Genomic DNA, 25,757 nt, shown 5'->3' with positions numbered 1-25,757 from the left:
TCTAACGCAATGATGAGTCTTTGGCGCCGCTTGCTTCGCGGCTCGCCTTCTTCAGCTCGCGGTCGATGCGCAACTGTACCCGCCGGATCGCCAGCAACTGAAGCTTCGCCTCGGTCTTGCCGGTCTTGATTGTATCGCCGATCTGAAACTGCCACTTCCACACACCGGGGGCGATCGGAGTGACGGTATATTCGATGCCCTTATGGATCATCTGCAGGCTCCGCGCGTACCCGGCGGCATTTGCAGGCTGAACCAAAGGTCAGGCCACGTTGGAATCCGCCGACGTGCAGTTGGCGCCTTGCGCGATCCGATCGCCGATTTTGGTATTCGCAAACCTATCAAATCGCCGTCCCCGAGCTTAACGCAAATTAACATCGGTCGAATCCGACCGTTCCGGCGGACTGCATATTTTTCCCAAGGCATAAGCAGTTCCGCATTTCGACGCGCCCCTACCGACGTGTTCGATCAAACCGCTTCATGCGATGCGTGAAGCGCGATCCCATCACCTTGGAATTGCAGTGGCGATGACGAACAATGGAACGTTGCAGCCTGCCGTTTCGTTCGAAGCCTCTCGGACGAGGTAGCGGTACGATACGTGACCACCCTTGCCGGAAACTGATAGTGCGTTGGCACATATTGCAGCTGCTGGGTCTTTGGAGACGGGCGCGCTGCATGCCGGCAACGAGGAACCTTGTCATCCGAGGAGTGCTGGCCGGACAGCGCCATCTCCTGCGTGTTTTGCGATTCGCAAGGTGTGGAAAGAATACCGTCAGGCGGTGGTTCGAAAACCTCTGCATTGTCGGGCGGATGCACCAAATCGCGAACGTTTTGATGGAACTTTGTTCTCATCCGGAGAACTACGGCGCCCACCCGAGGCACGATCGGTACGCCGGCACCTGATCCTCGCCTTCTGAATTTTCATTCATCGACCATTTGTCATCGCGGCGAAGCAATCGCGGTTGATCGAAAAGCACTGCAGATTCTGCGTGGGGCCGTTGCATCACGATTCGCGCGGGTGGTAATCGGATGAGAGCGGACAAGCGATTGCGGCGCGAGCATCGGTCTGAAGTGCGCATTTCGCCGAGTTTGCAAAACGCATCACAGGAGTTTCGCGAGAGCGCTTCGATCGATCGCAGCCAAAATTACCGGCGCTGACAATTGCCTATTTTTCCCGACAAGTGCGGCGCCTCGGCGAAATGGCGCGGCCCTTACTGTTGCAACTGCCATTGCTCCGCGTAGATGGCCAGCCGGTCGTATTCTTCAGCGATCTTAAGCAGCCTCTCGCGCGAGCTACGATATGCAAACGACTCTGCTTTGTTGCGGGTTTCTTCCGCTCGCTCTCGCCAGTAGCCCGGATCTTGCAGCGTGTTCCTCATGGCATTTCCCGCTCTGATTTGTCTGGAAAGACAATTCCGGAACGGAAGCGATGCTCCCTTCACAAAAAGGGAAACTCACACGGCCGCTAACTTGCGTTGAGGTGGAGAGGAACTTCGTTCTCGGTCGGAGAATTACGGATTGTCGTCCTCTTTCGGGAACGGCTCAAAGGTTTGACGTCCCAGGAACGTGTCAGACTTTGTGCTCTGTTCGAGCAGTTCGAAAGACTGAGCGACGATCTCGCGCGACCTTCTCGCGATGACGTCATCCTGGGCCCGGGACGGGCGACAAAGATACGTGCGCAAGCCAATCATCTCGCGCTCCCCTAATTGATGCAGGCGGGAGCGCTATCGGTCTCTCAGCCACCGACGCCTACGGGTTCGATCCGCTGTCGGTGATGGACGGGTAACTCGCGGATGCGGGTTTGGTTCAAAAGTGAACTTAGCGGACCCGAGGTGGAACCAGGACACCGACGGGAACGGTGATCGCTTGAGTCCAGGAATTGCAAGCGCGCCGTGACAGCGTCCCTCTTGCAGTCGCCCTTGAGAGGGAACGGTCCGAGCCTCGTCCCCAGCGCTGGCGCCGCTTTCATTCCCTGATCGATAGCAAAGCCAGACCTGGCGGACCTCAAGCTCAGGCTTCCGGCTATGACGGCCGACGTATTGAAGGCGGCCGTATTCCCAGGGCCGAAGCCAACCTTAACCTATGTTAGGAACTTTGTTCACGGCCGGAGAACTACGGGGTGATGACCGGCTGATAGGACACTCGAAATTCAGTCCAAGGACGCCCCCAAGGACACCCCAAGCCACCCGGAGGTTAAAGGACACCATTGGCTTAATGAAAAGAACATATTGCGAACATGGAACAAAGGTGGTACAGAATTTCCAGCGCAATAAACCCATCGAATCCTGATCCGCCCCGTATTTCCCGCTAGCGAATCCCCGTCATAAGGAGCACATCCCATGTCCGTCACTGCCCTGCGTATTGTCGAAGGATCCTCCATGGATAAGTCCAAGGCTCTGTCTGCCGCGCTCTCCCAGATCGAGCGCCAGTTCGGCAAGGGCTCGGTGATGAAGCTCGGCAAGAACGACCGCTCGATGGATATCGAGACGGTATCGTCGGGGTCGCTCGGGCTCGACATCGCGCTCGGCGTCGGCGGGCTGCCGAAGGGACGTATCGTCGAGATCTACGGGCCGGAATCCTCGGGCAAGACCACGCTGGCGCTGCATACGGTGGCGGAAGCCCAGAAGAAGGGCGGTATCTGTGCCTTCATTGATGCGGAACACGCGCTTGACCCGGTCTATGCGCGCAAGCTCGGCGTCAACATCGACGAGCTCCTGATCTCGCAGCCCGACACCGGCGAGCAGGCGCTCGAGATCTGCGACACGCTGGTGCGCTCGGGCGCGATCGACGTGCTGGTGGTCGATTCGGTGGCGGCGCTGGTGCCGAAGGCCGAGCTCGAGGGCGAGATGGGCGATGCGCTGCCCGGCCTGCAGGCGCGGCTGATGAGCCAGGCGCTGCGCAAGCTCACCGCCTCCATCAACAAGTCCAACACCATGGTGATCTTCATCAACCAGATCCGGATGAAGATCGGCGTGATGTACGGCTCGCCGGAGACGACCACCGGCGGCAATGCGCTGAAGTTTTACGCGTCCGTTCGCCTCGATATCCGCCGCATCGGCGCGATCAAGGAGCGCGACGAGGTGGTCGGCAACACCACGCGCGTGAAGGTGGTGAAGAACAAGCTGGCGCCGCCCTTCAAGCAGGTCGAGTTCGACATCATGTATGGCGAGGGCGTCTCCAAGATGGGCGAAATTCTCGATCTCGGCGTCAAGGCCGGTATCGTCGAGAAGTCCGGCGCCTGGTTCTCCTATGACAGCCAGCGGCTCGGCCAGGGCCGCGAGAACTCCAAGGCGTTTCTCCGACAGAACCCCGACATCACCGGCAAGATCGAGCTCGCGATCCGGCAGAACTCCGGCCTGATCGCCGAGCAGATCCTCGCCGGCACCCCCGAGCGTGATGCCGACGGCGAGGAGCCGGCGGAAGAGTAAGTTTCAAGATATCCGATTTCTTCGCGGAAAGCGGGCGCTGAGGACGTTGAGTTGCCGACGTCTTTGGCGCCCGTTTTGTTTTTTGCGTGATTGCCGGAGAGAATTATGAAGCCCCTGGTCTTGACGGGCTGGTTGATGCGGGAATTTACGGAGTCCGATTTCGCCGATCTCGCTATTGATTTCTTCCATCGCTTCACGTGGGACCATTGCCGTCTTCAGAAGAGCTGGCAGTCTATCTCGGTCCTCGCACGCTCGGCCAACGGCAAGGCACTCACTGGTCGGATTTTGCGACTCGGTGGTCGCGCAGCGAAAACAAGCGCCACAGGGATCTCAGCTTGGCTGAGTTCTGCCGGCAATACGAAAGCGTGGAGCTTTGGTACGACGTGCGCCCCGACGCCCAACTGCAACTGGTGTGGCTGCTCGACTACTTCAGCTCTTATCCGGAAACCGTCGCCAGATTGAAGCTGCGCCTTGTTGACCTTGAGATGATCGGGCTTCATCCGGGCGGTTTTCAGAAGTGGCGGCCGCCGGCTGTTGATGTCACCGAGAAGGAGCTCACGACGGCAAGTGCCGCATGGCAAGCCTATCGGGCGCCGACGCCGGAAGCCTGCTTCGATCTGCTCCGGAAGGACTTGAGCGCTTTACTGCCGCTGAAACCTGTCCTGCTCGATCTGCTCGAAGAGCTTCCCTTAGCATCCACCGGGCTGGGGGCGACGGAAATGCGAATGCTGGAGCTGATCTCAAGGGGCTATGCGAACGTCAATCCCCTTTTCCACCTCCGGGAGCTTCGCCAGACGCGCACCTTCAACGAATGGGAACGTGGCTACCTGCTTGACGGGCTTGGGCTCGGCCCGACTCCGGCGGTCGCGGGACTAGACGAAGAGCTACGGACGATCGGGCGGGATAATTTGCGGGACCGGCATACGGCGCTCCTGCGAAGCCGGCTGTCGCTGACCGATTTCGGCAATGCCGTCGTCGCCCACAAGGAAGATTTCAGCCGTCACAATCCGATCGACCGCTGGTGGGGCGGCACACATTTGACCAACGATCACCTCTGGCGCTGGAATCCGGCCCTGGTCGCGCCGTGACACGCCCGTAGGATGGGTAGAGCGCAGCGAAACCCATCATTGCCACCAAAGCACGCAGGCGCGATGGGTTTCGCTGCGCTCTACCCTTCCTACAATCCGCAACGTCGAGATCCCGGGGCCGCGCTTTCGCGTGCCCCGGAATGACGGCATCACCTCACTCCGCGGCCTGCGCGTAGTCGCTCACCGGCGGGCAGGAGCACACCAGGTTGCGGTCGCCGTAGGCGTTGTCGACGCGTCCGACCGGGCTCCAGTATTTGTCCGTGCGCGAGACGCCGTCGGGGAAGCAGCCCTCGGCGCGGCTGTAGGCGCGATTCCATCCGTCGTCGGCGATGTCATGCACGGTGTGCGGCGCGTTCCGGAGCGGCGAGGCCTCGACCTTGAAGCGGCCGCTTTCGATCTCGGCGATCTCCTGGCGGATCGCGATCATGGCATCACAAAAGCGATCCAGCTCGGCCTTCGATTCCGATTCCGTCGGCTCGATCATCAGCGTGCCCGGCACAGGGAAGCTCATGGTCGGCGCGTGGAAGCCGTAGTCGATCAGGCGTTTTGCAATGTCGTCGACGGTGACGCCGGCCGAGGTCTTCAGCGGGCGCGGATCGACGATGCATTCATGCGCGACGCGGCCCTTGGCATTCCGGTACAGCACCGGGAAACGCACCTGCAGGCGTGCCGCGACGTAGTTGGCATTGAGGATTGCGATTTCGGTGGCGCGCGTCAGGCCTTCGCCGCCCATCATCAGGATGTAGATGTAGGAGATGGTCAGGATCGACGCCGAGCCGAATGGCGCGGCCGACACCGGCCCGACCGGATGCGGCGTGCCGCCGTCGGTTGCGGGATGGCCGGGCAGATACGGGGTCAGATGCGCCCGCACGCCGATCGGGCCCATGCCGGGACCGCCGCCGCCATGCGGAATGCAGAACGTCTTGTGCAGATTGAGATGGCTGACGTCGGCGCCATAATCGCCGGGCCGCGACAGCCCCACCTGCGCGTTGAGGTTGGCGCCGTCGAGATAGACCTGTCCGCCATGCTGATGCACGATGTCGCAGATCTCGCTGATGTGCTCCTCGAACACGCCATGCGTCGAGGGATAGGTGATCATGACAGCTGCGAGGTCAGCCGAATGCTTCTCCGCCTTGGCGCGGAGATCATTGACATCGACGTCGCCGCGCGCGTCGCAGGCGACCACCACGACGTCCATGCCGGCCATCGCGGCGGATGCAGGATTGGTGCCGTGGGCCGAGGAGGGGATCAGGCAGATCCTGCGATGGTCCTCGCCGCGCGCGGCATGATAGCCGCGGATTGCCAGCAGGCCGGCATACTCGCCCTGCGCCCCTGAATTCGGCTGCAGCGACACCGCGTCATAGCCGGTGATGTCGCACAGCCATTTCTCCAATCGCGCAAACAGCGCGTGATAGCCCTTGGCCTGATCGGCCGGCGCGAACGGATGCAGGCTGCCGAAGGCGGGCCAGGTCAGCGGCACCATCTCCGTGGTCGCGTTCAGCTTCATGGTGCAGGAGCCGAGCGGGATCATCGCGCGATCGAGCGCGAGGTCGCGATCGCTCAGTTTGCGCATGTAGCGGAGCAACTCGGTCTCGGAGCGATGCGCATGGAACACGGGATGGGTCAGGAACGCGGTCGTGCGCTTCAATTCTGTCGGCAGCCCCTCGCGCGCGCCGGTCTCGACGTCGGCATAGGCAAGCGTGCCGCCGAATGCGCGCCACACCGCCTCGACGGTCTCTGCTGTCGTGGTCTCATCGACGGCGATGCCGAGCGTGCCGTCACCGATGCGCAGATTGATCTTTTCCGCAAGCGCGCGGGCCACGATCTCGCTTTGCTTCGCGCCGACCTCGACGGTCAGCGTGTCGAAGAACGCCTCACTCGCGGGCGCAAAGCCGAGCTTGCGCAATCCCGCCGCCAGCACGGCGGCGCGGCGATGCACATTGCGCGCGATCTGAGTGAGGCCTTCGGGGCCATGATAGACCGCATACATCGAGGCGATCACGGCGAGCAGCACCTGCGCGGTGCAGATGTTGGAGGTCGCCTTCTCGCGGCGGATATGCTGCTCGCGGGTCTGCAGCGCCAGCCGGTAGGCGGGCATCCCGCGCGAATCCACTGACAGACCGACGATGCGGCCGGGCAGCGAGCGCTTCAGCGCGTCGCGCACCGCCATGTAGGCGGCATGCGGGCCGCCATAGCCCATCGGGACGCCAAAGCGCTGCGCCGAGCCGATGGCGATGTCGGCGCCGAGTTCGCCCGGCGAGGCCAGAACGGTGAGTGCCAGCAGGTCGGCGGCGACGATCGCGAGCGCGCCCTTCGCGCGCAACGACGTGATAGCGGGCCGCAGGTCGCGCACGGCGCCCGACGTACCAGGATATTGCAGGAGGGCGCCGAGCACGTCGGCCTTGTCGAGATCGGTGAGGGGATCGCCGACGACCAGGCTCCAGCCCAGCGGCTCGGCGCGGGTGCGCAGCACCGCAAGCGTCTGCGGATGGACTTCCTTGTCGACGAAAAACGCTTTCGCCTTCACCTGCGAATGTCGCTCGGCGAGCGCCATCGCTTCGGCGGCCGCGGTTGCCTCATCGAGCAGCGAGGCGTTGGCGACGTCGAGCCCGGTGAGGTCGCAGATCATGGTCTGGAAGTTGAACAGCGCTTCCAGCCGGCCCTGGCTGATCTCGGGCTGATAGGGCGTGTAGGCGGTGTACCAGGCCGGATTTTCCAGGATGTTGCGCTGGATCACCGCAGGCAGGATCGTGCCGGAATAGCCTTGGCCGATCAGCGAGGTGAACACCTGGTTTTGCGCGGCGAGCTCGGTCATGTGGGCCAGCGCCTCGGTCTCGCTCAGCGCGCGGCCGAGATCGAGCGGCGTCTTCTGACGGATCGATGACGGCAGCGTCTCGCCCATCAGCGCGGCGAGGCTCGTAGCGCCGACGGTCTGCAGCATCGCATCGACGTCGCGCGGCGAGGGGCCGATATGGCGGCGCACGAAGGTGGCCGCGGTTTCACTGGTCGGTTTGAACGGCGCGTTCATGGAAACCTCTCAGGCGGTGTGGGCTTTGTAGGCGGCTTCGTCCATCAGGCCGCCGAGCTCGTTCTTGTCGGCGATCTTCATCTTGAAGAACCAGGCCTTGCCGCCGGCATCCGAATTGACCAGCGCCGGCTCGGCGGCGAGGGCCTCATTGGCCTCGAGCACTTCGCCCGAGATCGGCGCATAGACGTCGGAGGCCGCTTTCACGGATTCCACGACGGCGGCGGCTTCCGCCTTCTTCAGCGTGCGCCCGACCTTCGGCAGCTCGACGAACACGACGTCGCCGAGCTGCTGCTGCGCATAGTCGGTGATCCCGATCGTGGCGACATCGCCCTCGATGCTGAGCCATTCGTGGTCGGACGTGTAGAGCGTCGTCATGAAACACTTCCTCTAGCGTTTATAGGTGTTGGGAACGAAAGGCGTGGCGGCGACCGCAAGCGGCAGGCGCTGGCCGCGCACCTCCGCAAAAACGGTGGTGCCGATGCCGGAGAGCGCGGTGGGCAGGTAACCCATCGCCACCGGCGCATTGAGGCTTGGGCCAAAGCCGCCGGACGTGACCTTGCCGATCGCCTCGCCAGAGGTGCTATCGGCAAACAGCGGCGCGCCCTCGCGCACCGGCGCGCGTCCCTGCGCCTTCAGGCCGACGCGGCGGTGCGGCGCGCCATGCTCGAATTGGTCGAGGATCTTTTCCGCGCCCGGAAAGCCGGCAGGCCGCGCACCGCCCTTGCGGCGGCTCTTCTGCACCGACCATTCGAGCGCGGCTTCGACCGGCGTCGTCGTGGTGTCGATGTCGTGGCCGTAGAGGCAGAGCCCGGCCTCGAGCCGGAGGCTGTCGCGCGCGCCGAGCCCGATCGGCAGCACATCGGGATTATCCAGGAGTTGGGTCACCAGCGCTTCGGCGTGCTCGGCCGGAACGGAGATCTCGAAACCGTCCTCGCCGGTATAGCCGGAGCGGGACACGAAGCAGTCGAACCCGGCGACGCGGCGCGGGCCGGCGTCCATGAACTTCATCGACGGCGCGTCTGCACAAATTTTCGCCAGCGCCGACTCGGCCTTCGGCCCCTGCAGCGCGATCAGCGCGCGGCCCGACAGCGAATCGATGTCGCAGGCATCGGACAAGGATTTGCGCAAGTGCGCCTCGTCCTCGGCCTTGCAGGCGGCGTTGACGACCAGGAACAGGTGATCGCCGAAATTCGCGACCATGAGGTCGTCGAGGATTCCGCCATCGGCATTGGTGAATTGGGCATAGCGCTGCCGTCCCGGCGCGATGGCGAGGATGTCCTGCGGCACCAGCCGCTCCAGCGCCAGGGCCGCGTCGGAGACCTTGCCGGATTTCGGCCGCAGCGCGAGCTGGCCCATATGGGAGACGTCGAACAGGCCGGCGGCGGCGCGGGTGTGAAGGTGCTCCTTCAGGACGCCTGCGGGATACTGCACGGGCATCTCATAGCCCGCGAACGGCACCATCTTGCCGCCCCGGGCGAGGTGCAGCGCGTAAAGGGGTGTGCGTTTGAGGTCGGATTCGTCTCGCGCAAGCATCGCAGGGCCCTCGCGGTTCCCTGGGGACCATCCCCTGGAAACCCAAAAGCCCCATCTGTCGCTTTGCCTGAGAGTATTATCCCGTCGGCGGGCGCGCCCGGCTTGAAGCCTCACGCACCTCTTTCCAGATGTCAGTGGTCACGCGGTCCTTTTGCCTGAGAGTTTCCGGGGCGGTTGCTCCTTCGGCGCCGGCTCAGGGCCGGTCTCTCCCGACGTGACGATGTACAAATAGGAGGGAAACACGGCGCGGCCAAGGCTGTCAACGCGGCCGCGGCAACTATCAACGGCCCTTTACGCGATCGCGGCAAGCCTATGATGTGCTTGCACAGTTTCTGGACACGACCGTGCGCCTTGTCTAAAAGCGTTCGGCCGGAAGATTAACCCTTTTGTGGCGGATTCCGGGCCCTTTTTCCGGTTGGATGGCTATGAGCAGCGTCAACGACATCAGGTCGACCTTTCTGAATTTCTTCGCGAAGAACGGCCACGAGATCGTGCCGTCGTCGCCGCTTGTTCCGCGCAACGACCCGACCTTGATGTTCACCAATGCCGGCATGGTGCAATTCAAGAACGTCTTCACCGGCATCGAGAAGCGCCCCTATCAGCGTGCGACCACCTCGCAGAAATGCGTGCGCGCCGGCGGCAAGCACAACGACCTCGACAATGTCGGCTACACCGCGCGCCATCACACCTTCTTCGAGATGCTCGGCAACTTCTCCTTCGGCGATTACTTCAAGGATCGCGCGATCGAGCTGGCCTGGAACCTGGTCACCAAGGAATTCGGCCTGCCCAAGGACAAGCTGACGGCGACCGTCTATATCGACGACGACGAGGCCTATGATCTCTGGAAGAAGATCGCCGGCCTGCCGGAGTCGCGCATCATCCGCATCGCGGGTTCCGACAATTTCTGGCAGATGGGGGACACCGGCCCCTGCGGCCCGTGCTCGGAAATCTTCTATGACCATGGCGACAAGGTCTGGGGCGGCCCTCCCGGCTCGGCGGAGCAGGACGGCGACCGCTTCATCGAGATCTGGAATCTCGTGTTCATGCAGTTCGAGCAGCTTGAGGGCGGCGTGCGCAATCCGCTGCCGAAGCCCTCGATCGACACCGGCGCGGGGCTGGAGCGCGTCGCCGCCGTGCTGCAGGGCGTCCACGACAATTACGACATCGACCTGTTCGTCGCGCTGATCCGCGCCATCGCCGATCTCACCGGCGCCGACCCCAGGGGCGAGCACAAGGCCTCGCTGCGCGTGATCGCCGACCATCTGCGCGCGTCCTCGTTCCTGATCTCCGACGGCGTGCTGCCCTCCAATGAAGGCCGCGGTTACGTGCTGCGCCGGATCATGCGCCGCGCGATGCGCCATGCGCAGCTCCTCGGTGCGCGCGAGCCGCTGATGCATCGCCTGGTCTGGGCGCTGGTGCGAGAGATGGGCCAGGCCTATCCGGAACTGGTGCGCGCTGAGAAACTGATTGAAGAAACGCTGCGGCTGGAAGAGACCCGCTTCCGCAAGACCTTGGAGCGTGGCCTTGCCATTCTGGATGAGAAGAGCGCCGGCCTGAAAAAGGGCGACATGTTCGACGGCGACACCGCCTTCACGCTCTACGACACCTATGGTTTCCCGCTCGATCTGACCCAGGATGCGCTGAAGTCGCGCGGCATCAGCGTGGATCAGGCGTCGTTCACTGACGCGATGGATAGGCAGCGCGAGAAGGCGCGCGCGGCCTGGGCCGGAAGCGGTGAGGCCGCGACAGAGAGCGTCTGGTTCCCGCTGCGCGAGAAGCTCGGCGCGACCGAATTCCTTGGCTACGAGACCGAGCGCGCAGAGGGCGTGATCGCGGCGCTGGTGAAGGACGGCCAGGAGGTCGACGGCCTGAAGGCCGGCGAGAGCGGCGCGGTGGTCCTGAACCAGACGCCGTTCTATGCGGAGTCCGGCGGCCAGGTCGGCGACACCGGCGTTTTGACCGGCGAAGGCGTCACCTTCCGCGTCACCGATACCCAGAAGAAGGCCGGCGATCTCTTCGTCCATATCGGCCAGGTGGAGCAGGGCACGCTGAAGGCCGGCACCCCACTGCAGCTCGACGTCGATCACGGCAGGCGTTCGGCGATCCGCCGCAACCACTCCGCGACGCATCTCCTGCACGAGGCGCTGCGGCAGGTGCTCGGCGATCACATCGCCCAGCGCGGCTCGCTGGTCGCGCCGGACCGGTTGCGCTTCGACTTCGTGCATCCGAAGCCGATCACGGCGGAGGAACTCGCCCGGGTCGAGGACATCGCCAATGACGTGGTGCTCGAGAACGACGAGGTCACCACCCGCATCATGGCGGTGGACGACGCCCGCGAAGCCGGCGCCCGCGCCCTGTTCGGCGAGAAGTATGGCGACGAGGTCCGTGTGGTCTCGATGGGCAAGGGCCCGCGCGAGCAGGGCCAGAACGCGTTCGGCTGGTCGGTGGAATTGTGCGGCGGCACCCACGTGCGCCGCACCGGAGACATCGGCCTGATTTCGGTGACCAGCGAAAGCGCGGTGGCCTCCGGCGTCCGCCGCATCGAGGCGCTCACGGGCAGCTATGCCCGCAAGCACGCCAATGACACCATCGCGCTGGCGAAGACCGCGGCGCAGGAGCTGAGGACGTCTGTCGAGGACGTGCCGGCGCGCATCGCCTCGCTGATGGAAGAGCGCAAGAAGCTCGAGCGCGACCTGTCGGATGCGCGCAAGAAGCTTGCGATGGGCGGCGGCGCCGCCTCGAACGGCGGCGGCGCAGGCGTCCGCGAGGTCGGCAATGTCAAGCTGCTGGCGCGCGCCGTCGAGGGCGTCGAGACCAAGGACCTCAAGAGCCTGGTCGACGACGGCAAGAAGCAGATCGGCTCCGGCGTGGTCGCGATCGTCGGCGTCACCGAGGACGGCAAGGCCGGCATCGTGGTCGGCGTCACCGCCGACCTCACCTCGCGCTTCAACGCGGTCGATCTGGTGCGCAAGGGATCGGAGGCGCTCGGCGGCAAGGGCGGCGGCGGCCGGCCCGACATGGCGCAGGCCGGTGGGCCTGATGGCGCAAAGGCCAATGCGGCGCTATCGGCGATCGAGCAAGCGCTCACCGGCGTGTAGGCAAACATGTTGGGCAAGCGCGAGACCGGTGCCCCTGAGTTGCGGGACCGGCTCTACGAATTGCTCGAGCACGACCATCTGCCTTACTCGCGGGGCGCGCGCCTGGTCCGGCTGCTCGTCCTCATCATCGCCATCGACGTGCTGGCGGCGATCCTGGCTTCGGTGCCGGAGCTCGACGCCTCGTTCGGGACACTGTTCACGACCATCGAGGTCGCCGCGGTCATCGTGTTCGCGCTGGAATATGCGGTGCGGATCTGGAGCGTGGCTGGTCACTCCCTCCACGCCACGACCGCTGCACGGGCGCGGCTCGAATATGTGTTCTCGAGCTTCGGCATCATCGATCTCATCGCGTTCGTGCCGTCAGCCATCGCGCTGATGCTGGGCGACAAGACCGCGGTCGTGCTGTTCGGCATGCTGCCGTTCTTTAAGCTGGTGCGCTATTCGCCGGCGATGCGCTCGCTGCTGGCGGCGCTGCATGCCGAGCGGCGCACGCTGGTCGGCTGCCTCGTGATCCTCGCCGGCGCGGTGCTGCTGTTCGCTTCGCTGCTCTACGCTATCGAGCACAAGGTCCAGCCGGACAAGTTCGGCACCATCCCGCAGGCGATGTGGTGGGCGATGGTGACGCTCGGCACCGTCGGCTATGGCGACGTGATTCCGGTGACGCCGCTCGGCAAGATCGTCACGGTGTTTGCGATCGTGTTCGGATTTGCCATGATCGCGCTGCCGGTCGCGATCATCTCGACCGCCTTTGCGGACGAGGTGCGCCGGCGCGATTTCGTTGTCACCTGGGGCATGCTGGCGCGGGTGCCGCTGTTCTCCCATCTCGGCGCCGCCGAGATCGCCGACATCATGCGCCTGTTGCGCGCGCAGACCATCGAGCAGGGCGAGGTGCTTGTCCGCCGCGGCGACGCGGCCTCCTCGATGTATTTCATCACCGCGGGCGAGGTCGAGATCGAGTTGCCGAGCCAGCGGGTCAGGCTGTCCGACGGCACCTTCTTCGGCGAGATCGCGTTGCTCAAGCGCACCAGCCGCTCCGGCACCGTGACAGCGACGCGCAAGACAAGGCTGCTCGCGCTCGACGCCCAGGACTTTCACGCTTTGATCGAACGCCTGCCGGCGCTTGCGGCGCATGTGAAGCAGACGGCGGAAGCGCGGATCGCTGACACGGGCGAGATCAGCAAAGGGGATATCGCGGCAGCCGAAATCGCGCAGGCGGAGCCGGCTGGGAGCAGCGGCGGGAACGACGATCAGGCCGCGCACTCATGAATTGATTCATGCCCGCCCCCGCCACAACTCTCCAATCGCCGAAAAGCGATTGTGCCGGAAAACGACTTGCTCGTTTCTCTTGGTATCGAGCGCGAGCGAGAACAATCCCGTTGCGCCGCCGCAGTTGACTGAGCGCATGCACAAAGCGCCGCCTGTGGAGCCGCCCGAAATACTTCTGTAACACGCGCTCTCCATCCGTGACAGCGCAGATCGGGCTTGCATCCAAACGGCGTGCGCCCCTTCTGCCAGCAAACTGTCCGCATTGTCACACCCTGGAGTCAGTCTATGTCAAAACGCGCCCGGATGAGCATCGTTGCTCTGGCAGTCCTATTTGATCTGGGGAGCGGTCATCACGCCGCCGCCGATGAACCCAACGCGGATTACGCCGGCCTGCAGAAAGCTGTGCTTGATGGCAAGGACGTTCACATGGTCCTCGATCTCGCCGCGTGTCAGGTCCAGGGCACCGACAAGGCAGGCCCGACGGTCAAGGGGAGCGCGCGCTTCGACGCCTATATGGTCCAGGCCGATGGGACGATCGCCTTCGCGAATACGCACTTCACCGTGAGAGCGGACAAGACGCCGGTCATCGAGTTTCTGTCTTATAGGGTGCGCACGAACGGCAAGGTCGAAATGCGCAACGTCGTTCTAAATCCCGCGACATTCGCGGTGATTCGAGAGTCTGCATTCGATTGCGACATTGGGAAGGGCGTGACATTCCACTGGTGAGGGGTCCGCAGCTGGCGACGCGACATGAAGAACTGGCCGACAAAGCGGTTGGCCGGTCTGCTAGACGGTTAGCGTCCGGAACACGCCCATACGCCGCAACGGCTCCATATTATCGGCCGTGACCCGGCGGCCGTTCTCGTTTGCTTCGGCGTGGGCGGGCGAGCTCCGGCGCTAGATCGCGAAGGGCGGCGCGCAGCAGCACCTGCGAGAGGTCGCTGGCCACCCTTCCAATGCAAGCACCTTGCTAACTACGCCAGAGCCGAGCGAGCTGGGTCGCCACGCCCGGCAAATTCGGCGCCACAGCCTGCGGCTGCGGTAGTCCGTGGACCGGCAAGATTGCATTACCGGGTCTGGCAATGAGCGCTGCGGAGCAGCCGATGCTTTGCGCTCCAATTGTATCCCACGTATGTGCCGCCACCATGCAAATCGACGCTGGAGGGACATCCAGTTCTTCCGCAACCATATGATAGACCTGCGGAGCCGGTTTGAACCGGCGAACGCGATCGATGCTAAGGGACTTTTCGAACCAACCATCGATGCCAGCGTGCTTCAGCGGGTTGGCGCGCGCGTCGGGCGGCGGCGAATTTGTCAGTGTCACCAAGCGGAATCCCGCCTCCTTCAATTGCTTCAGCCCAGGCGGCACGTCGGGATGCGCAGGCATCGTCAGCATTCCCGTTCGCAATTCCTCGACGTCAGCGTGTTGGATCGGAACGTTGTGAATCTCACCGAGCATCTTCAGGATGCCCTGACCCAACGTGAAGAACGTTGTGTATGGCCCCGACAACGTTATTGCGCCCGAATACAGGATGAGTTGATTAAACCACTCTCGCAGGACCGCTTTGTCACCAAAGACCCGCTGGAATAGAGGCGCCATCGAGTCAATGTCGAGCAGTGTCTCGTTGACATCGAAGACACATATGGAGGGCACAACTTTGGTTTCCTTGCTTTCGGCGGCACTCACCGGGCCAGCCGCAAGGCCGCCAACGGCTGCTGCAGCCACTCCTGCAAGTAGTTGCCGGCGCCGCGTTGGAAGAAAAACGTCGTCACACATGATGTAATCTCCTGGCTTTCTTTCAGTACCGTGCTTCCTGTGCCCGCCCTCTCAGCGCAGCGCTCTGCATTCAGGGCAGCGTAAATGGTGGGCAGTGGTGGTGAGGCAGGTTACCGTCTCCAGTTCCGCGCCTCAGTGGAGGAGATTTGTCCTCCCGCTGGCTTTCGGAATGGCCCCGATGGACAATTTACTTTTGCGAAACGGGGCAAAGTAGCAGCCTATATGTCTAGACGGAGCGTTGGCGCCCAAGGGCGCCGTCGCGCTTCTCGGCGTGGCGCAATGACGTATCTGGTCCGTCGTTGGCGGCGCTTCCTTGCGTCATCCGTGCTGGCGCTGGTGCTGCCGTGTACGGTGGACCGCGTGTCACGTTCACTTGAGTCGCGGTGCCATACGGCCCTACGGTCAAGAGTTTGTGCGGGATCGAAGACGAACGCGCTCAATTCATTGAGTTGATGGATAAGATAGAGCGTGCTTGAGAATCAAAACGATCCTCAAAAAGCATCGGAGTGTCGTTCTATGCAGTCGCTTGATCGTCAACTGTATTGGGAGAATGTCTATCGGACCAAGGGCGAACGGGAGTGGAGCTGGTTCCAGCAAAGCCCGCAGCCTTCACTGGGGTTGATCGAAAAAGTTACGGTGGGACCATCCCAACCCTCCATCGTTGATATCGGAGGCGGAGCATCGTCGCTCGTCGATGAATTGCTATGCGCGCGCATGGGTTTCCGGGCGATCACCGTCCTCGATTTATCAGAGGCGGCGCTCGATGTCTCGAAGGCTCGCCTTGGCCCCGCTGCTGTCGATGTGAACTGGATCGTCGCTGACGTTACGACATGGCAGCCGCCGCAGGCGTTCGATATCTGGCACGACAGGGCCGCTTTTCACTTCCTGGTCGATGAAGACGATCGTAAGGCTTACATCGAACGCCTTGCTCAGGGCGTGACCGCTGGTGGACACGCGATCATCGCTACCTTTGCGCCTGATGGTCCGGAGAAATGCAGTAGTCTGCCGGTGCAGCGGTACGATGCCGTAACTTTGAGTCGAGCTGCAGGATCGGCATTCGAATTGGTCGATCAGCAGACACATCGCCACGTAACGCCCTGGGACTCGGTTCAATCATTCCAGTTTAGCGTGCTGAGGCGACGGTGAGTTAGTTCCTTCACGGTGGCGCATCCCTGTGTGACTTTCGATCACGAGCTCGATCGCCTTCCACACCGCGGCGAGGCGCGACCTTGCCAGTCACTTCGCATCCTGAGCCGCGCGAAACGCCTCCGCCAGCGAATATTTATTCACCGGCCGGCGAGGACCTGACCGCAGCCTAATCACTCGACAGTACGCGCGGCTGTTGTCTGATTGGCTTGCCTGTATAGGGGCGGATCCGCACCTATTCGGAACGCATTCACTGCCCGCCCTATAGCGCGCGCTCGCGCATCCAGCCCAACTATTCCGCTTCTTAACGGGCGACTAGCATGGCTTAGCGGCACGTCAGTTATTCGTCAGCGGTAAGTAATTAGCCGCCGCCACCCTTGATATTGGGCAGGTGTTTCATGTCCAGCATCGGGACTGGGTTTTCTGGGCGTTGCAGATCGGGTCTCCAGTCGTTCGAGGCTCCGCCCGGCTTACGCTTGATGCTTGGATAGTCAACGATCGACTTGTTGAACTCCATCACGACCGGGAAGATTAGTGCCAAAACCCAGCCGTTGTCCTGTCCGGCATATTTGCCCGGCGACTGTGTTGGCATGCGTGCCGACATCGCGCCGTTGAATACCATGTCGTATTTCTCGAATGGGTCCATTGTCAGGTTATAAACCGCGCCGATCGCGCCTAGGTTCTGCTCTGGACCGAGCCAAGTGTCCTTGGCCGTCCATAGGTACTTCCACGCGATGCTGAGATCAGAGTTGGTTGGATCACCGCCGACATCCGCGCGTGCTCCCATAAAGTTTTCGCCGTCGACGTAAATCCACGATTTTCGTGCTGAGTGCTTCGCGCGACCGAGGATGTACTCGCTGTTGTCGATGCTATCAAAGTAGATTGGCTTGCCATTGTTGTCGGTCCATGCACCGTGCGGCGGCGGGTTTAGACCGACCATCTTGGCGAGCGTCGCCCAGCAGTCGATATGCGACATCATTTCATGGTATTGCGAGCCAGCCGGGATTTGTGCGGGCCACCACATCAAGCCCGGGACACGCCATCCGCCTTCAAAGGCTGAACCCTTTTCGCCACGGAAAGGCGTAGTGCCCGCATCAGGATAGGCATCCTGCCACGCACCGTTATCCGCCGTTATGATCACAATCGTGTTCGGCGCTTCCGCGCGGATAGTGTCCATAATCCGGCCGATGTCGTCGTCGAGTTCCATCACCGAATCCGAATAATCGCCTAACCGGGACTTCCCAGCGAATTTTGGTGAGGCATTGGTCGGGTTGTGCATCTTCATGAAATTGACGTCCATGAAGAACGGCTTCGCGTCCTTGGCGTGTTTCTTGATGTAATCGATTGCGTAATCTGCCTGCCGGACGTCAAAGTTGGCGAGGTAGTCGTAAGTTATGTACTCGCCTCGTTTCGCCGGTTGCCCAGCAACTCCTTCCCATTCGTACATATTCACAACTTCAAAATATGCTTTAGCGACCTCTGGGTTGTACGAGGGAAACCACGGATGGAACCACTTGGACGTGTCGGCATAAGTGTAGACGCCCGGATAATACGCGGCGAACGCCTTCATCTCATCGAAGCCGTGCTCGATCGGGTAGGACTCCGGCTTGTCGCCGAGATGCCACTTTCCAGAAAAGTAAGTCGAGTAGCCGTTCTTTTGAAAATACTCCGCGATGGTCGGCGTCTCCTTTTTGAGCGCATTCTCGTCGCCGGGGGCGACCACGATGGAGAGCGCTGAACGGATCGGAATGCGTCCGGTCATAAACGAGGCGCGGCCTGCCGTGCAACTCGCTTGACCATACCAGCTCGTGAACGTCGCGCCTTCCTTAGCGATCCGGTCGATGTTTGGGGTCGGATGGCCGAGTGCAGCGCCGCCCCCGCTATAGGCTCCGAAATCGTTCCAGCCCGTGTCATCCGTCATCAGCATGACCACATTTGGTCGCTTCTGCTGTTGCGCTGATGCCTCTATGCTCATCGCAGCCACTACGGCAAAACCCACCAGCACGCCACGCCATAACGCGCATCCAATTTTCATTGGTTTCCTCCATTTGGCAGTACCGAGTGATCTAGAGCCGAGCAGTTGGGAACGTTTCGCGCTATGCAACTTCGGCAGATTGAGCCAGGGGTCGCTGTGCCGCCGGCAATTGTGCCACTATAGCCCGCCTGTGCGGATTCGGCACGTGTACAGCGCTGGCGGAATCCGAGATGGGTCAAAAGCGGCACTTTCTGATCGAGTTTTCTATTTCCGCTCTTATCTCCGAAATCCGACGTACGCAGCATTCGGCTGAGCCTTTAAAAACCAGCACCCTGTTTTCTCCATGGCCTGCTTCGCTTCGGGCGCAACGACGATTTCGACGCTTGGCCGCGACAGAACGACCCGACGGGCAAATCATTCAAAAGTCTGTCCAGCCCTCGCGGAAAAAACATTCTGCTTTCGCCGTCGGGCAAATCAGTGATTTAACTCCGCGCGTCTCACGGCGGATGAGGGGCGGCTCGCGATCGTCACGAACGTTGCGGTGAGATGCGGTGGACGCGAGTGTCACGACTGACGAGCGTGGCACTCACGGACGGCGAAGTCGTGTGGTCCTGGCGCCCCGACGCTGGCGCTAAGTTTGTTGCGCAAACAAGTTTGCGCGAGAGATGACGGTGGCAAGAAAGCCCGGTCACCGGGGAGAGCACGAAGTAAGCTGTAAAACCATCGCGCAGGGAAAGCCGGAATGCTTCGGTTGAACCTGTGGTCCTACCCCCGTGCTTTTTGTTGCACGGGACCCATGGGTGCAACCGGCACCCGGCTTTCCCTGCGCCCTCTGTTTCGAGGAGCGCGAAACGACATGCAAAGCTCGGGCATCTCATGCCGCGAGAATGCGAAATCGCATCCTCTTCGCTGTTTGACAATTTGAATCGGAACCGCAGGCACCATCGAGCAGGGCGAGGTGCTGGTCCGTCGTGGCGTCTCACAGTTTGACGTAGGTCCAGCCCCGCTCTTGCAGCTCCATGACGCGGACGACGCCGGATTTCACAACCGTCGCCTGTGGAAGCAGGGTGATGTCCTTGTTCTCGGCCTTGCGCATGTTTTCCCGGGTATTGCCGCAGGCCTTGAAAGAGATTTCCGGGTTGCTCGTCGAGAGCGCCTCGATGCGCGCCTTCACCGGAGAAGTGTCATCGCGCAGCATGTGGAGGCCAGGACCGAAAGTGACGACCTCGATCGACACGTCTTCACCGATGTCGCGGTAGTATTGCGCAACGTTGGTCGCATTGTTAAGCGCGAGATTCATCATCGCGGGTTCGTTGGAGTTGACCTGCAGCAGCAGCTGATGCGGCTTCCTGGCGGTCTCGGCAGGTTTCGTCACCAGTGCCAGTTTCTGCTTGCTCGCCTGGTCGCGTTTGCTGGTCTGATCGTCCCTCTTGCTCGCCTGCTTCTGTCTGCTCGGCGGCTTGTACTTGATCACCCGGTACTGCCTGCTCGCTTGCGGCCTCATCTGATCATCCGCCTGCGCTTGCGCGGTCGGCGCGATCAGGAGCGACATCACCAGGCCGGCAATGGCTGCTATCGCCAGATTTCCAGTTCGGATCATCTTGCCTCTCCCTGTCCCATGACCATCACTCTCCTGGTCTGGCGACGGCACGTGGCCATTTGCACGCCACCGCCAGTTTCTCGCGCACGGTCTTCAATCCGCCGAGCGGGAAGTTCCCTTCCTGAGCTGCGCCGGTGCGGGCGGAAAGACGGACAGTGAAGCCGCCTTCGTCGGGTAACGATTGCAGCAAGCGCACGACGTCGCCCTGGAAGGCGGCGCCGGACCCGAATGACGGCGACGCGGCTGCAACCTGCACCGGTGGATCTGCATTGATGCGGTAGGAGATGGTGTATTCCGCGGCGCTGCGTGACACCGCAGGTCCGGCGACCACAAGCTCGGTGCGGCCTTTGCGGCAGTGGATCGCGAGTTGCATCGCAGCCCCATCGGAGCCGCGAGCGAATGTGGTGGCGACGACGATCGGCGAATAGTCCACCGGAGAGGTGGTCTCGCTGAGCAGCCAGTTGTCGTACGGCGCCGGGCGACCAGGCGGCGTAATCTTGCGTGACAGATCCTCCAGACATTGCAGCCGGGCTCGTCCTTCCATCATCGAGCAGGCCCGAAGATTCTCCATCGGATCGTTCGTGCCTTGCGCGTAGGCGCAGCCGCAAACGATCTCGAACGTGACGGCGAGGGGAAAAGCAGCGGCCCTCATGGTGGCGCCTGCGCGCTGCGGGCCTTGCGATCCAGCCATTCCTGCGCGGCCTGGAAGCGGGTCAGTCCAGGGACGGTCGCTGCGAGATTGATCGATTTCCATTTCGGGTCAAAGCCTGGCGCCTGCAAGCGATCGATTCGCGAGAACAAATAGTCGACAAAGCGCGCGATGCGCTGATAGCGGTTCGACCGCGGCGGCCAATTGAACGCGACAAGCGCGGTCGGCACCGCGATGGTCGACACCCGCTCGCCCTGCTTGATCAGATTGGGATACTCATTTGTCTCCAGCGTCGCGGGCAGGTAGTAGTCCTCGAACTTGCTGTCGTACTGGACCGGGAGAAACTTGAATCCCGCATCCCAGCGGCCGCGCACGAAGGCGTCCACCGGTTTCGACGTGATGAACACCACGGCCGCCATCTCACCTTTGCGCATCTGTTCGAGGGCGAGCTGATGAGGAATGAACGTCTTCTCGACCTCGACGCCAAGACGGCTGAAGATCAGCGGTCCTGAATAGGCGGCTGCGGTGCCCTGCGTGTTGAAGTTCACTTTCTTGCCGGCGAGATCCTGCAGGCTTGCAATTTCCGGTCGGACGAAAATATGAAGCTCGGACGGGAAGAGATTGAGCAGGTAAGCGATGCGGGTGCGGATCTGCGGCACTTGAATCTTGTATTCTTCGAGCGCGTCGGAATTGATGATCGCCGTATCGATGCCGCGCAGATAGAGCAGCGAGTTCAGATTCTCGGTGGCGCCCCGGGTGACGATCGGTAGCAGATGCAGGTTTTCTCCGTCGTCGACGACGCGGGCCATCTCGGCGGCGAGGCGAATCGGCGCTCCCTCGAGCAAGCCGCCAGCGAGCCCGACGGTCCAGGCGTTCATGCGGTCTTTTTCTCTCTCCTGCGCGAGAGGCCGTCGAACCGCTTGTGCATTGCCCTTGGAGGGTTGCGTGGTCTGTGCTTCCAGGTCTGCCGGTTGAAGCATCATGGCGAGCGGCACCAGCGCGGCGAGCAGGAGCAACGAGCTTGGCCTCGGCATCATGTTCATGGCAGCCCCCTCTTGATCGCCAGCTGCAGCAGCGGGCGTCATTTTCGTGGACGCAACAACCTCATCCTCTCACTGCGGCAACGCGTCGAGCCGGTCCTTGGCCTCGCGAATACCGCCACTGTGTGCCTTCGCGTAGAGCTCTCGTGCCTTGGCCGCTTCGCCGCGCGTGCCGTAGGTGCCCCAGGCGGACAGGACGACTGGATCATATGTTTCCGCGAGCATGAAACTTGCCTGGGCATTGCCGTTCTCGGCGGCACGCTCGAGCACTGTCCTCGCTGCGCCGATATTGCCCTGGCTGAGCAATGCGCTGGCGCGCGCAATCAGTCGGGCCGCCTCTGCCTTCTCCTGGTCTGCGGCTGTTGGCGGCTCCGATACGGCGGCTGCCACGGTCTTCGTCACCGGCACCATCGGGCCTTCAACTGCGCGGCTGCCGGTTGCGCGCTCATCGCGCCGCGCCGATGCGAGATCCCGTGCCATGGCTTCGGTTCTGTTCCGCTCCTGCTGCAGCGACTGCCGCAGTTCCGCAATGGTGGCCTCCGCCGTCTGCTTCTGCTGTACGGCTTCTTCAACTGCCTTTTGCGACTGCGCGGCCTGGGTCTCGATCTTGCTGCTCGTTCCGGCAAGTTCACTCGCGAGCGCCGCGGCGCGCGCCTGTGCCTCGTCGAGCGCGCGGCGTTGTTGTTCGGCACTCGCTGTCATCGCCTGGCGCGCCGCGCCGACTTCCCGGGTGAGGGCGGCGGTCTTTTCCTGCTCCTGCTGCAGCGACTGCCGCAGTTCCGCGACCTCTCGTCCCGTCGCCTGTTGGGCGGCCTCATCGTCCGCCTTGGTCGACTGCGTGTCCCGGGTCTCGATCTCGCGGCGCGTTCCGGAAAGTTCGGTCGCGAGCGCCGCGGAATGGGCCTGTTCCTGTTGGAGCGACTGCCGCAGCTCCTCCGCCGTAATTTCCGCTGCCTCCCAGCGCTGTACCGCGTCGTTTTGGAACTTGCTCGACAGTGCCAGCATCGTTTCCAAGTCGCCGCGGACTCGTGCGAGTTCTGCCTCAAGCGCGCCGGATCTTTCGCGTTCCTGGTAAAGCGACTGCCGCAATTCCGCGGACGCTGTTGCCGCCGGCTCGCCCGCGAGTGCGTCCTCTTGGAGCACTTGGCGACGCTGCGTCGTGCCCGCCAACAGCATCTGGCGCGAAGCGTCGGTGTCTTGCATGAGGGCTACTGTCGTTTCGGGCTGAACGCGTGTTTGCCACGCGGTCGCGAGCTCAGGCTTGAGATTGAGCCCGACGGTGCGACCGCCTCCGATCGTTTCCGAAATCGCGTTTTCGCTGAATTGATCAAATACACCGATCAGCGCAATCGCGCCGAGCACTACAAGGACCAAGGAAGCCGCTAACCTTCGGCCCGCACGGCCGGGCGGGAACAGCCTGCTCGATTGTTCGTCTTCTTGGAACACATCCTCGGTTATCGGGTACCAATGGGTCGGCGTGATATTGATTGGTCGCCCGTTTTTCCAAACCCATTTGCACGCCTCCGATGACCAGCGAGCGATATCAATGGCCCCGGCCGCATCCTCGACCCAGACATCTTTTCCGTCTCTCGGTGCAGTGGCAATTGGCTGGCGCATGCAAGACGCCTTCGCGTGTCTTCCTGTTCAATGAGACCACGTGTAATCGGAATGATGCCGCAGCAATTCGGGTGTTTGCGGTGCCCCATATGTCGCGAGGAGAACGAAAACGTTATTTAATGGTAAATAATTATTTAAATGTAATTTAATGTCAAATTAAATCGAGCGCATCTCGATGCGGAAGCCGTTGAACCTTCCTCTCACGACAGCACAAACGCCGCGTGAGTTCCCAAACGGAAACTTTCAGTTCCCGGGACGTCGGAGAGTTTCGTAGCCGGGTGAAGCGCAGCTGCGCTGCGCTGCGCTCCACCCGGCTACACGAGCGTTCCTCAAAGTCTCGCTGTGCCGGGATCGAGGCCGAGGCGGATGCGGCCGGCGATGACGTAGTTGTTCGGGCTCATGGCCACGTGCTGGCTCGCGGCCTGGATATCGCGGAGCGCTCGCTCCAGCGGGCAGGATTCGAAGATCGAGATTGCGCCCGCGTCTGCCGCGAGCAGCTGGACGATCCTTGAGGCGCTCTCCGCCGCATTCGCGCACGCCGCGCGATAAGCGGCGCGTGCGCTCGTCGTCGGTTCGCCATGCTCGGCGCCCTCCATGAGGTCGGTCATCGCGTCGGCAAGGAAGGCCCGTGCCGACCTGTATAGTGTTTCGGCGCGTCCGACGCTGGCTTGCACCGTCTCACGATCGCGAAGCAGGGACGAGCTTCCGCTGCGGGACCTGGTTTCGGCGAGGGTGACGAAAGTCTCCATGGCGCCGCGGGCGATCCCGAGCGGCACGGCTGCGACCGTCCAGGGAAACAGGGTTGCGGGCGGCAGCCGATACATGAGGCCGGGCTGCGACGGGCTCGGCTCCAGGAAGCTGTGCGTGTGCGCGGCAGGCACGAACACATCGCGCGCCTGGAAGTGACAGCTTCCGGTGCCACGGAGGCCCGAGACGTGCCAGGTGTCCTCAAGTTCGACCGCTTCGCGATCCATGTAGCAACACAAGAGCCGGCTTTCGCCATCCGTCTTGTCGGCGGCAAGACCCATGAACAGCGTTGCCCCGTGGGCGCCGCTGCCAAACGGCCAGCGTCCGGAGACGCGGTAGCCGCCATCCGACGGAAGCGCTTCGCCGACGGCGCCGGTCGCGCTCGCGATGAAGGCGCCAGGATCGGAAAACCAGCGGCGCGCGGTCGGCTCGGGGACGTAGCCGCCGATCCGGCTCATGCCCGCGCCATTGCCGACGATCCAGCCGAGCGAGCCATCCACCGTCGCGACCTGCTCGACCACCGCCATGAATTCGAGCGGCGACAATTCCGGCCCGCCCAGTGCCTTGGGCAGCCACAGCCGGAACAGGCCGGCGGAAGCGAGTGCTGCGAACATCGCCGGTGGGAGCCGGCGGTCGCGATCGAACTGCTGGCGTAACTCCGCGACAAGCGGAGCGACGGCGGCGATCGCTTCCAGATAGCGCGCGACGACGGGAGAATGATCGATCCGCATGTTCGGGTCCGATGCTGCTGAAGCCGGCGCCATGATGGTCTCACGGCGCTTTTGTCGCGGCAAAATCGAATATCTCAGTCGCTGGATGAATTGGATTCATCTACACTGGCGGCATGAGAAAGCTCCCGCCGCTGGGATCCCTTCGCGCCTTCGAGGCCGCTGCCAGACGCCTGAGCTTCAGGGAAGCGGCGGCCGAACTCGGTGTCACGCCGACCGCAATCAGCCATCAGGTCCGGATCCTCGAGGAGATCTGCGGACGACCGCTGTTTCGCCGGCGCCCGCGACCGCTGGCGCTGACGGATGCGGGCGAGCGGCTGTTTCCGGTGATCCGCAACGGCTTCGATACATTCGCCTCCGTCGTCACCGCGGTGTCGGCAAAGACCGGTAGGACCACGTTGCGCGTGACCAGTCCGAACGCGTTTGCGAGCCGCTGGCTGGTGCCGCGCCTGCCGCGGTGGCGCAAGCTGTATCCGCAGATCCGGCTGGAGATCATCGGCACCGACGACGTGCTTAATCTGCGCGCCGGAGATGCCGATCTCGCGATCCGCTACGCCCGTACGATGCCCGCTGACCTAGTCGCGCGGGAAATCTTCCGAGACAGTTTCTTCCCGGTCTGCAGCCCGGCGCTATTGAGCGAAGGCGGGCCGGCGATCACGCGCGCCGCCGACCTCCTGCACTATCCGCTGATCCATTACGATTGGCTGAACGGAGATCGCGAGGCACCGAGCTGGTCGCGATGGCTCGCCGTCGCACGCTCGGTGGACCCGGGCATTCCTACGGCGACCGAGCACTGGGACCTGAGCTTCCGCGAGGAGATCCACGCCATCGATGCGGTCGCGGCGGGGCAGGGGATTGCGATCTGCAGCGATGTCGTGGTGAGCCATGAGATCGAAAGCGGCGCGCTGGTGAAGGCACACGATCTGGCGCTGCCGGGCTACGGCTTCTATGTCGTCCACGTCCCCGACCACCCACGGCGAGCCAGCATCGAGGCCTTTGCAGCCTGGATGCGGTCGGTGGCGTAGATGAGTTACGTGATG

19 protein-coding genes and 1 riboswitch are annotated in these 25,757 nt (G+C 62.6%); of the genes, 7 read left to right on the top strand and 12 right to left on the bottom strand.

Annotated elements, in window-relative coordinates; genetic code table 11:
• Position 1 precedes the first annotated feature (1 nt).
• Together K288_RS0143920 and K288_RS54465 are read right to left on the bottom strand one after the other, a co-directional pair.
• Positions 2–211: a hypothetical protein gene (locus tag K288_RS0143920; RefSeq protein ID WP_043162604.1), complete on the bottom strand. Its 210-nt coding sequence runs from the start codon at positions 209–211 to the stop codon at positions 2–4.
• Positions 212–1,208: 997 nt separating this feature from the next.
• On the bottom strand, positions 1,209–1,376 hold the full coding sequence (locus K288_RS54465; protein ID WP_201449830.1) for a hypothetical protein: 168 nt from the start codon (positions 1,374–1,376) through the stop codon (positions 1,209–1,211).
• A gap of 960 nt (positions 1,377–2,336) precedes the next feature.
• On the opposite strand from K288_RS54465, the gene recA reads away from it, so the two are divergent.
• Positions 2,337–3,425 carry a recombinase RecA gene (gene recA, locus K288_RS0143905; RefSeq protein ID WP_027584946.1) on the top strand — a complete coding sequence of 363 codons (1,089 nt, stop codon included), beginning with the start codon at positions 2,337–2,339 and terminating at the stop codon, positions 3,423–3,425.
• A 335-nt stretch (positions 3,426–3,760) separates the two neighbouring features.
• Positions 3,761–4,513: a hypothetical protein gene (locus K288_RS49270; protein ID WP_244443504.1), complete on the top strand. Its 753-nt coding sequence runs from the start codon at positions 3,761–3,763 to the stop codon at positions 4,511–4,513.
• Positions 4,514–4,667: 154 nt separating this feature from the next.
• On the opposite strand, the gene gcvP is transcribed toward K288_RS49270, so the two are convergent.
• The 3 genes from gcvP to gcvT are packed head-to-tail and all read right to left on the bottom strand — an operon-like array spanning position 4,668 to position 9,074.
• Positions 4,668–7,541 (bottom strand): aminomethyl-transferring glycine dehydrogenase, encoded by a 2,874-nt coding sequence (gene gcvP / locus K288_RS0143895; protein WP_027584945.1) that lies wholly within the window; start codon positions 7,539–7,541, stop codon positions 4,668–4,670.
• Positions 7,542–7,550: 9 nt separating this feature from the next.
• Complete coding sequence (gene gcvH / locus K288_RS0143890; RefSeq protein ID WP_027584944.1) at positions 7,551–7,916, bottom strand: glycine cleavage system protein GcvH; 366 nt, start codon at positions 7,914–7,916, stop codon at positions 7,551–7,553.
• A 12-nt stretch (positions 7,917–7,928) separates the two neighbouring features.
• Positions 7,929–9,074 (bottom strand): glycine cleavage system aminomethyltransferase GcvT, encoded by a 1,146-nt coding sequence (gcvT, locus tag K288_RS0143885; protein ID WP_027584943.1) that lies wholly within the window; start codon positions 9,072–9,074, stop codon positions 7,929–7,931.
• Between the two features lie 134 nt (positions 9,075–9,208).
• Positions 9,209–9,296, bottom strand: a riboswitch (glycine riboswitch).
• A 203-nt stretch (positions 9,297–9,499) separates the two neighbouring features.
• Between gcvT and alaS the strand changes: the two genes are divergently transcribed.
• From alaS to K288_RS0143870, 3 genes are all read left to right on the top strand, one after another.
• Positions 9,500–12,172, top strand: coding sequence for an alanine--tRNA ligase (alaS, locus tag K288_RS0143880; protein WP_027584942.1), 2,673 nt, complete (start codon positions 9,500–9,502; stop codon positions 12,170–12,172).
• A 6-nt stretch (positions 12,173–12,178) separates the two neighbouring features.
• Complete coding sequence (locus tag K288_RS0143875) at positions 12,179–13,438, top strand: cyclic nucleotide-gated ion channel (protein WP_027584941.1); 1,260 nt, start codon at positions 12,179–12,181, stop codon at positions 13,436–13,438.
• A 285-nt stretch (positions 13,439–13,723) separates the two neighbouring features.
• On the top strand, positions 13,724–14,164 hold the full coding sequence (locus tag K288_RS0143870; RefSeq protein ID WP_043162577.1) for a VirK family protein: 441 nt from the start codon (positions 13,724–13,726) through the stop codon (positions 14,162–14,164).
• 244 nt (positions 14,165–14,408) lie between these two features.
• Here K288_RS0143870 and K288_RS0143865 read toward each other — a convergent pair whose 3' ends face one another.
• Entirely contained in the window at positions 14,409–15,215 is an 807-nt protein-coding gene (locus K288_RS0143865; protein WP_084800156.1) for a haloacid dehalogenase type II, read from the bottom strand.
• A 516-nt stretch (positions 15,216–15,731) separates the two neighbouring features.
• Here K288_RS0143865 and K288_RS0143860 point away from each other — a divergent pair.
• Positions 15,732–16,361, top strand: a complete 630-nt coding sequence (locus K288_RS0143860; protein ID WP_027584938.1) for a class I SAM-dependent methyltransferase — start codon at positions 15,732–15,734, stop codon at positions 16,359–16,361.
• A gap of 361 nt (positions 16,362–16,722) precedes the next feature.
• Here the strand turns inward: K288_RS0143860 and K288_RS0143855 are convergent, their stop codons facing one another.
• From K288_RS0143855 to K288_RS0143830, 6 genes are all read right to left on the bottom strand, one after another.
• A complete protein-coding gene (locus tag K288_RS0143855; RefSeq protein ID WP_043162575.1) occupies positions 16,723–18,396 on the bottom strand; it encodes an arylsulfatase in 1,674 nt (557 codons plus the stop codon).
• A gap of 919 nt (positions 18,397–19,315) precedes the next feature.
• Positions 19,316–19,936, bottom strand: coding sequence for a DsrE family protein (locus K288_RS0143850; RefSeq protein ID WP_027584936.1), 621 nt, complete (start codon positions 19,934–19,936; stop codon positions 19,316–19,318).
• Positions 19,937–19,961: 25 nt separating this feature from the next.
• On the bottom strand, positions 19,962–20,588 hold the full coding sequence (locus K288_RS0143845) for a hypothetical protein (RefSeq protein ID WP_027584935.1): 627 nt from the start codon (positions 20,586–20,588) through the stop codon (positions 19,962–19,964).
• Positions 20,585–21,628 carry a TAXI family TRAP transporter solute-binding subunit gene (locus tag K288_RS0143840; RefSeq protein WP_027584934.1) on the bottom strand — a complete coding sequence of 348 codons (1,044 nt, stop codon included), beginning with the start codon at positions 21,626–21,628 and terminating at the stop codon, positions 20,585–20,587. The genes K288_RS0143845 and K288_RS0143840 overlap by 4 nt, the downstream gene beginning before the upstream one ends.
• Before the next feature lie 69 nt (positions 21,629–21,697).
• On the bottom strand, positions 21,698–23,242 hold the full coding sequence (locus K288_RS50130; RefSeq protein ID WP_152536001.1) for a hypothetical protein: 1,545 nt from the start codon (positions 23,240–23,242) through the stop codon (positions 21,698–21,700).
• 329 nt (positions 23,243–23,571) lie between these two features.
• On the bottom strand, positions 23,572–24,753 hold the full coding sequence (locus K288_RS0143830; RefSeq protein ID WP_027584932.1) for an acyl-CoA dehydrogenase family protein: 1,182 nt from the start codon (positions 24,751–24,753) through the stop codon (positions 23,572–23,574).
• 80 nt (positions 24,754–24,833) lie between these two features.
• Between K288_RS0143830 and K288_RS0143825 the strand changes: the two genes are divergently transcribed.
• Entirely contained in the window at positions 24,834–25,742 is a 909-nt protein-coding gene (locus K288_RS0143825; RefSeq protein WP_027584931.1) for a LysR substrate-binding domain-containing protein, read from the top strand.
• Positions 25,743–25,757: the final 15 nt, after the last annotated feature.

The organism is Bradyrhizobium sp. Ai1a-2 (assembly GCF_000426245.1).
Taxonomy (GTDB): Bacteria; Pseudomonadota; Alphaproteobacteria; order Rhizobiales; family Xanthobacteraceae; genus Bradyrhizobium.
The sequence above is the reverse complement of the archived record's forward strand: the minus strand, read 5'-3'. Positions and strand labels throughout refer to the sequence as shown.

Coding starts and splice junctions, on each gene's coding strand:
- K288_RS0143845 (WP_027584935.1), bottom strand. CDS start 20,588: ATGAGGGCCGCTGCTTTTCCCCTCGCCGTCACGTTCGAGATCGTTTGC.
- K288_RS54465 (WP_201449830.1), bottom strand. CDS start 1,376: ATGAGGAACACGCTGCAAGATCCGGGCTACTGGCGAGAGCGAGCGGAA.
- K288_RS0143875 (WP_027584941.1), top strand. CDS start 12,179: ATGTTGGGCAAGCGCGAGACCGGTGCCCCTGAGTTGCGGGACCGGCTC.
- K288_RS0143920 (WP_043162604.1), bottom strand. CDS start 211: ATGATCCATAAGGGCATCGAATATACCGTCACTCCGATCGCCCCCGGT.
- K288_RS0143855 (WP_043162575.1), bottom strand. CDS start 18,396: ATGAAAATTGGATGCGCGTTATGGCGTGGCGTGCTGGTGGGTTTTGCC.
- K288_RS0143870 (WP_043162577.1), top strand. CDS start 13,724: ATGTCAAAACGCGCCCGGATGAGCATCGTTGCTCTGGCAGTCCTATTT.
- K288_RS50130 (WP_152536001.1), bottom strand. CDS start 23,242: ATGCGCCAGCCAATTGCCACTGCACCGAGAGACGGAAAAGATGTCTGG.
- K288_RS0143860 (WP_027584938.1), top strand. CDS start 15,732: ATGCAGTCGCTTGATCGTCAACTGTATTGGGAGAATGTCTATCGGACC.
- alaS (WP_027584942.1), top strand. CDS start 9,500: ATGAGCAGCGTCAACGACATCAGGTCGACCTTTCTGAATTTCTTCGCG.
- K288_RS0143830 (WP_027584932.1), bottom strand. CDS start 24,753: ATGGCGCCGGCTTCAGCAGCATCGGACCCGAACATGCGGATCGATCAT.
- K288_RS0143865 (WP_084800156.1), bottom strand. CDS start 15,215: ATGTGTGACGACGTTTTTCTTCCAACGCGGCGCCGGCAACTACTTGCA.
- recA (WP_027584946.1), top strand. CDS start 2,337: ATGTCCGTCACTGCCCTGCGTATTGTCGAAGGATCCTCCATGGATAAG.
- K288_RS0143840 (WP_027584934.1), bottom strand. CDS start 21,628: ATGAACATGATGCCGAGGCCAAGCTCGTTGCTCCTGCTCGCCGCGCTG.
- gcvP (WP_027584945.1), bottom strand. CDS start 7,541: ATGAACGCGCCGTTCAAACCGACCAGTGAAACCGCGGCCACCTTCGTG.
- K288_RS0143850 (WP_027584936.1), bottom strand. CDS start 19,936: ATGATCCGAACTGGAAATCTGGCGATAGCAGCCATTGCCGGCCTGGTG.
- gcvT (WP_027584943.1), bottom strand. CDS start 9,074: ATGCTTGCGCGAGACGAATCCGACCTCAAACGCACACCCCTTTACGCG.
- K288_RS0143825 (WP_027584931.1), top strand. CDS start 24,834: ATGAGAAAGCTCCCGCCGCTGGGATCCCTTCGCGCCTTCGAGGCCGCT.
- gcvH (WP_027584944.1), bottom strand. CDS start 7,916: ATGACGACGCTCTACACGTCCGACCACGAATGGCTCAGCATCGAGGGC.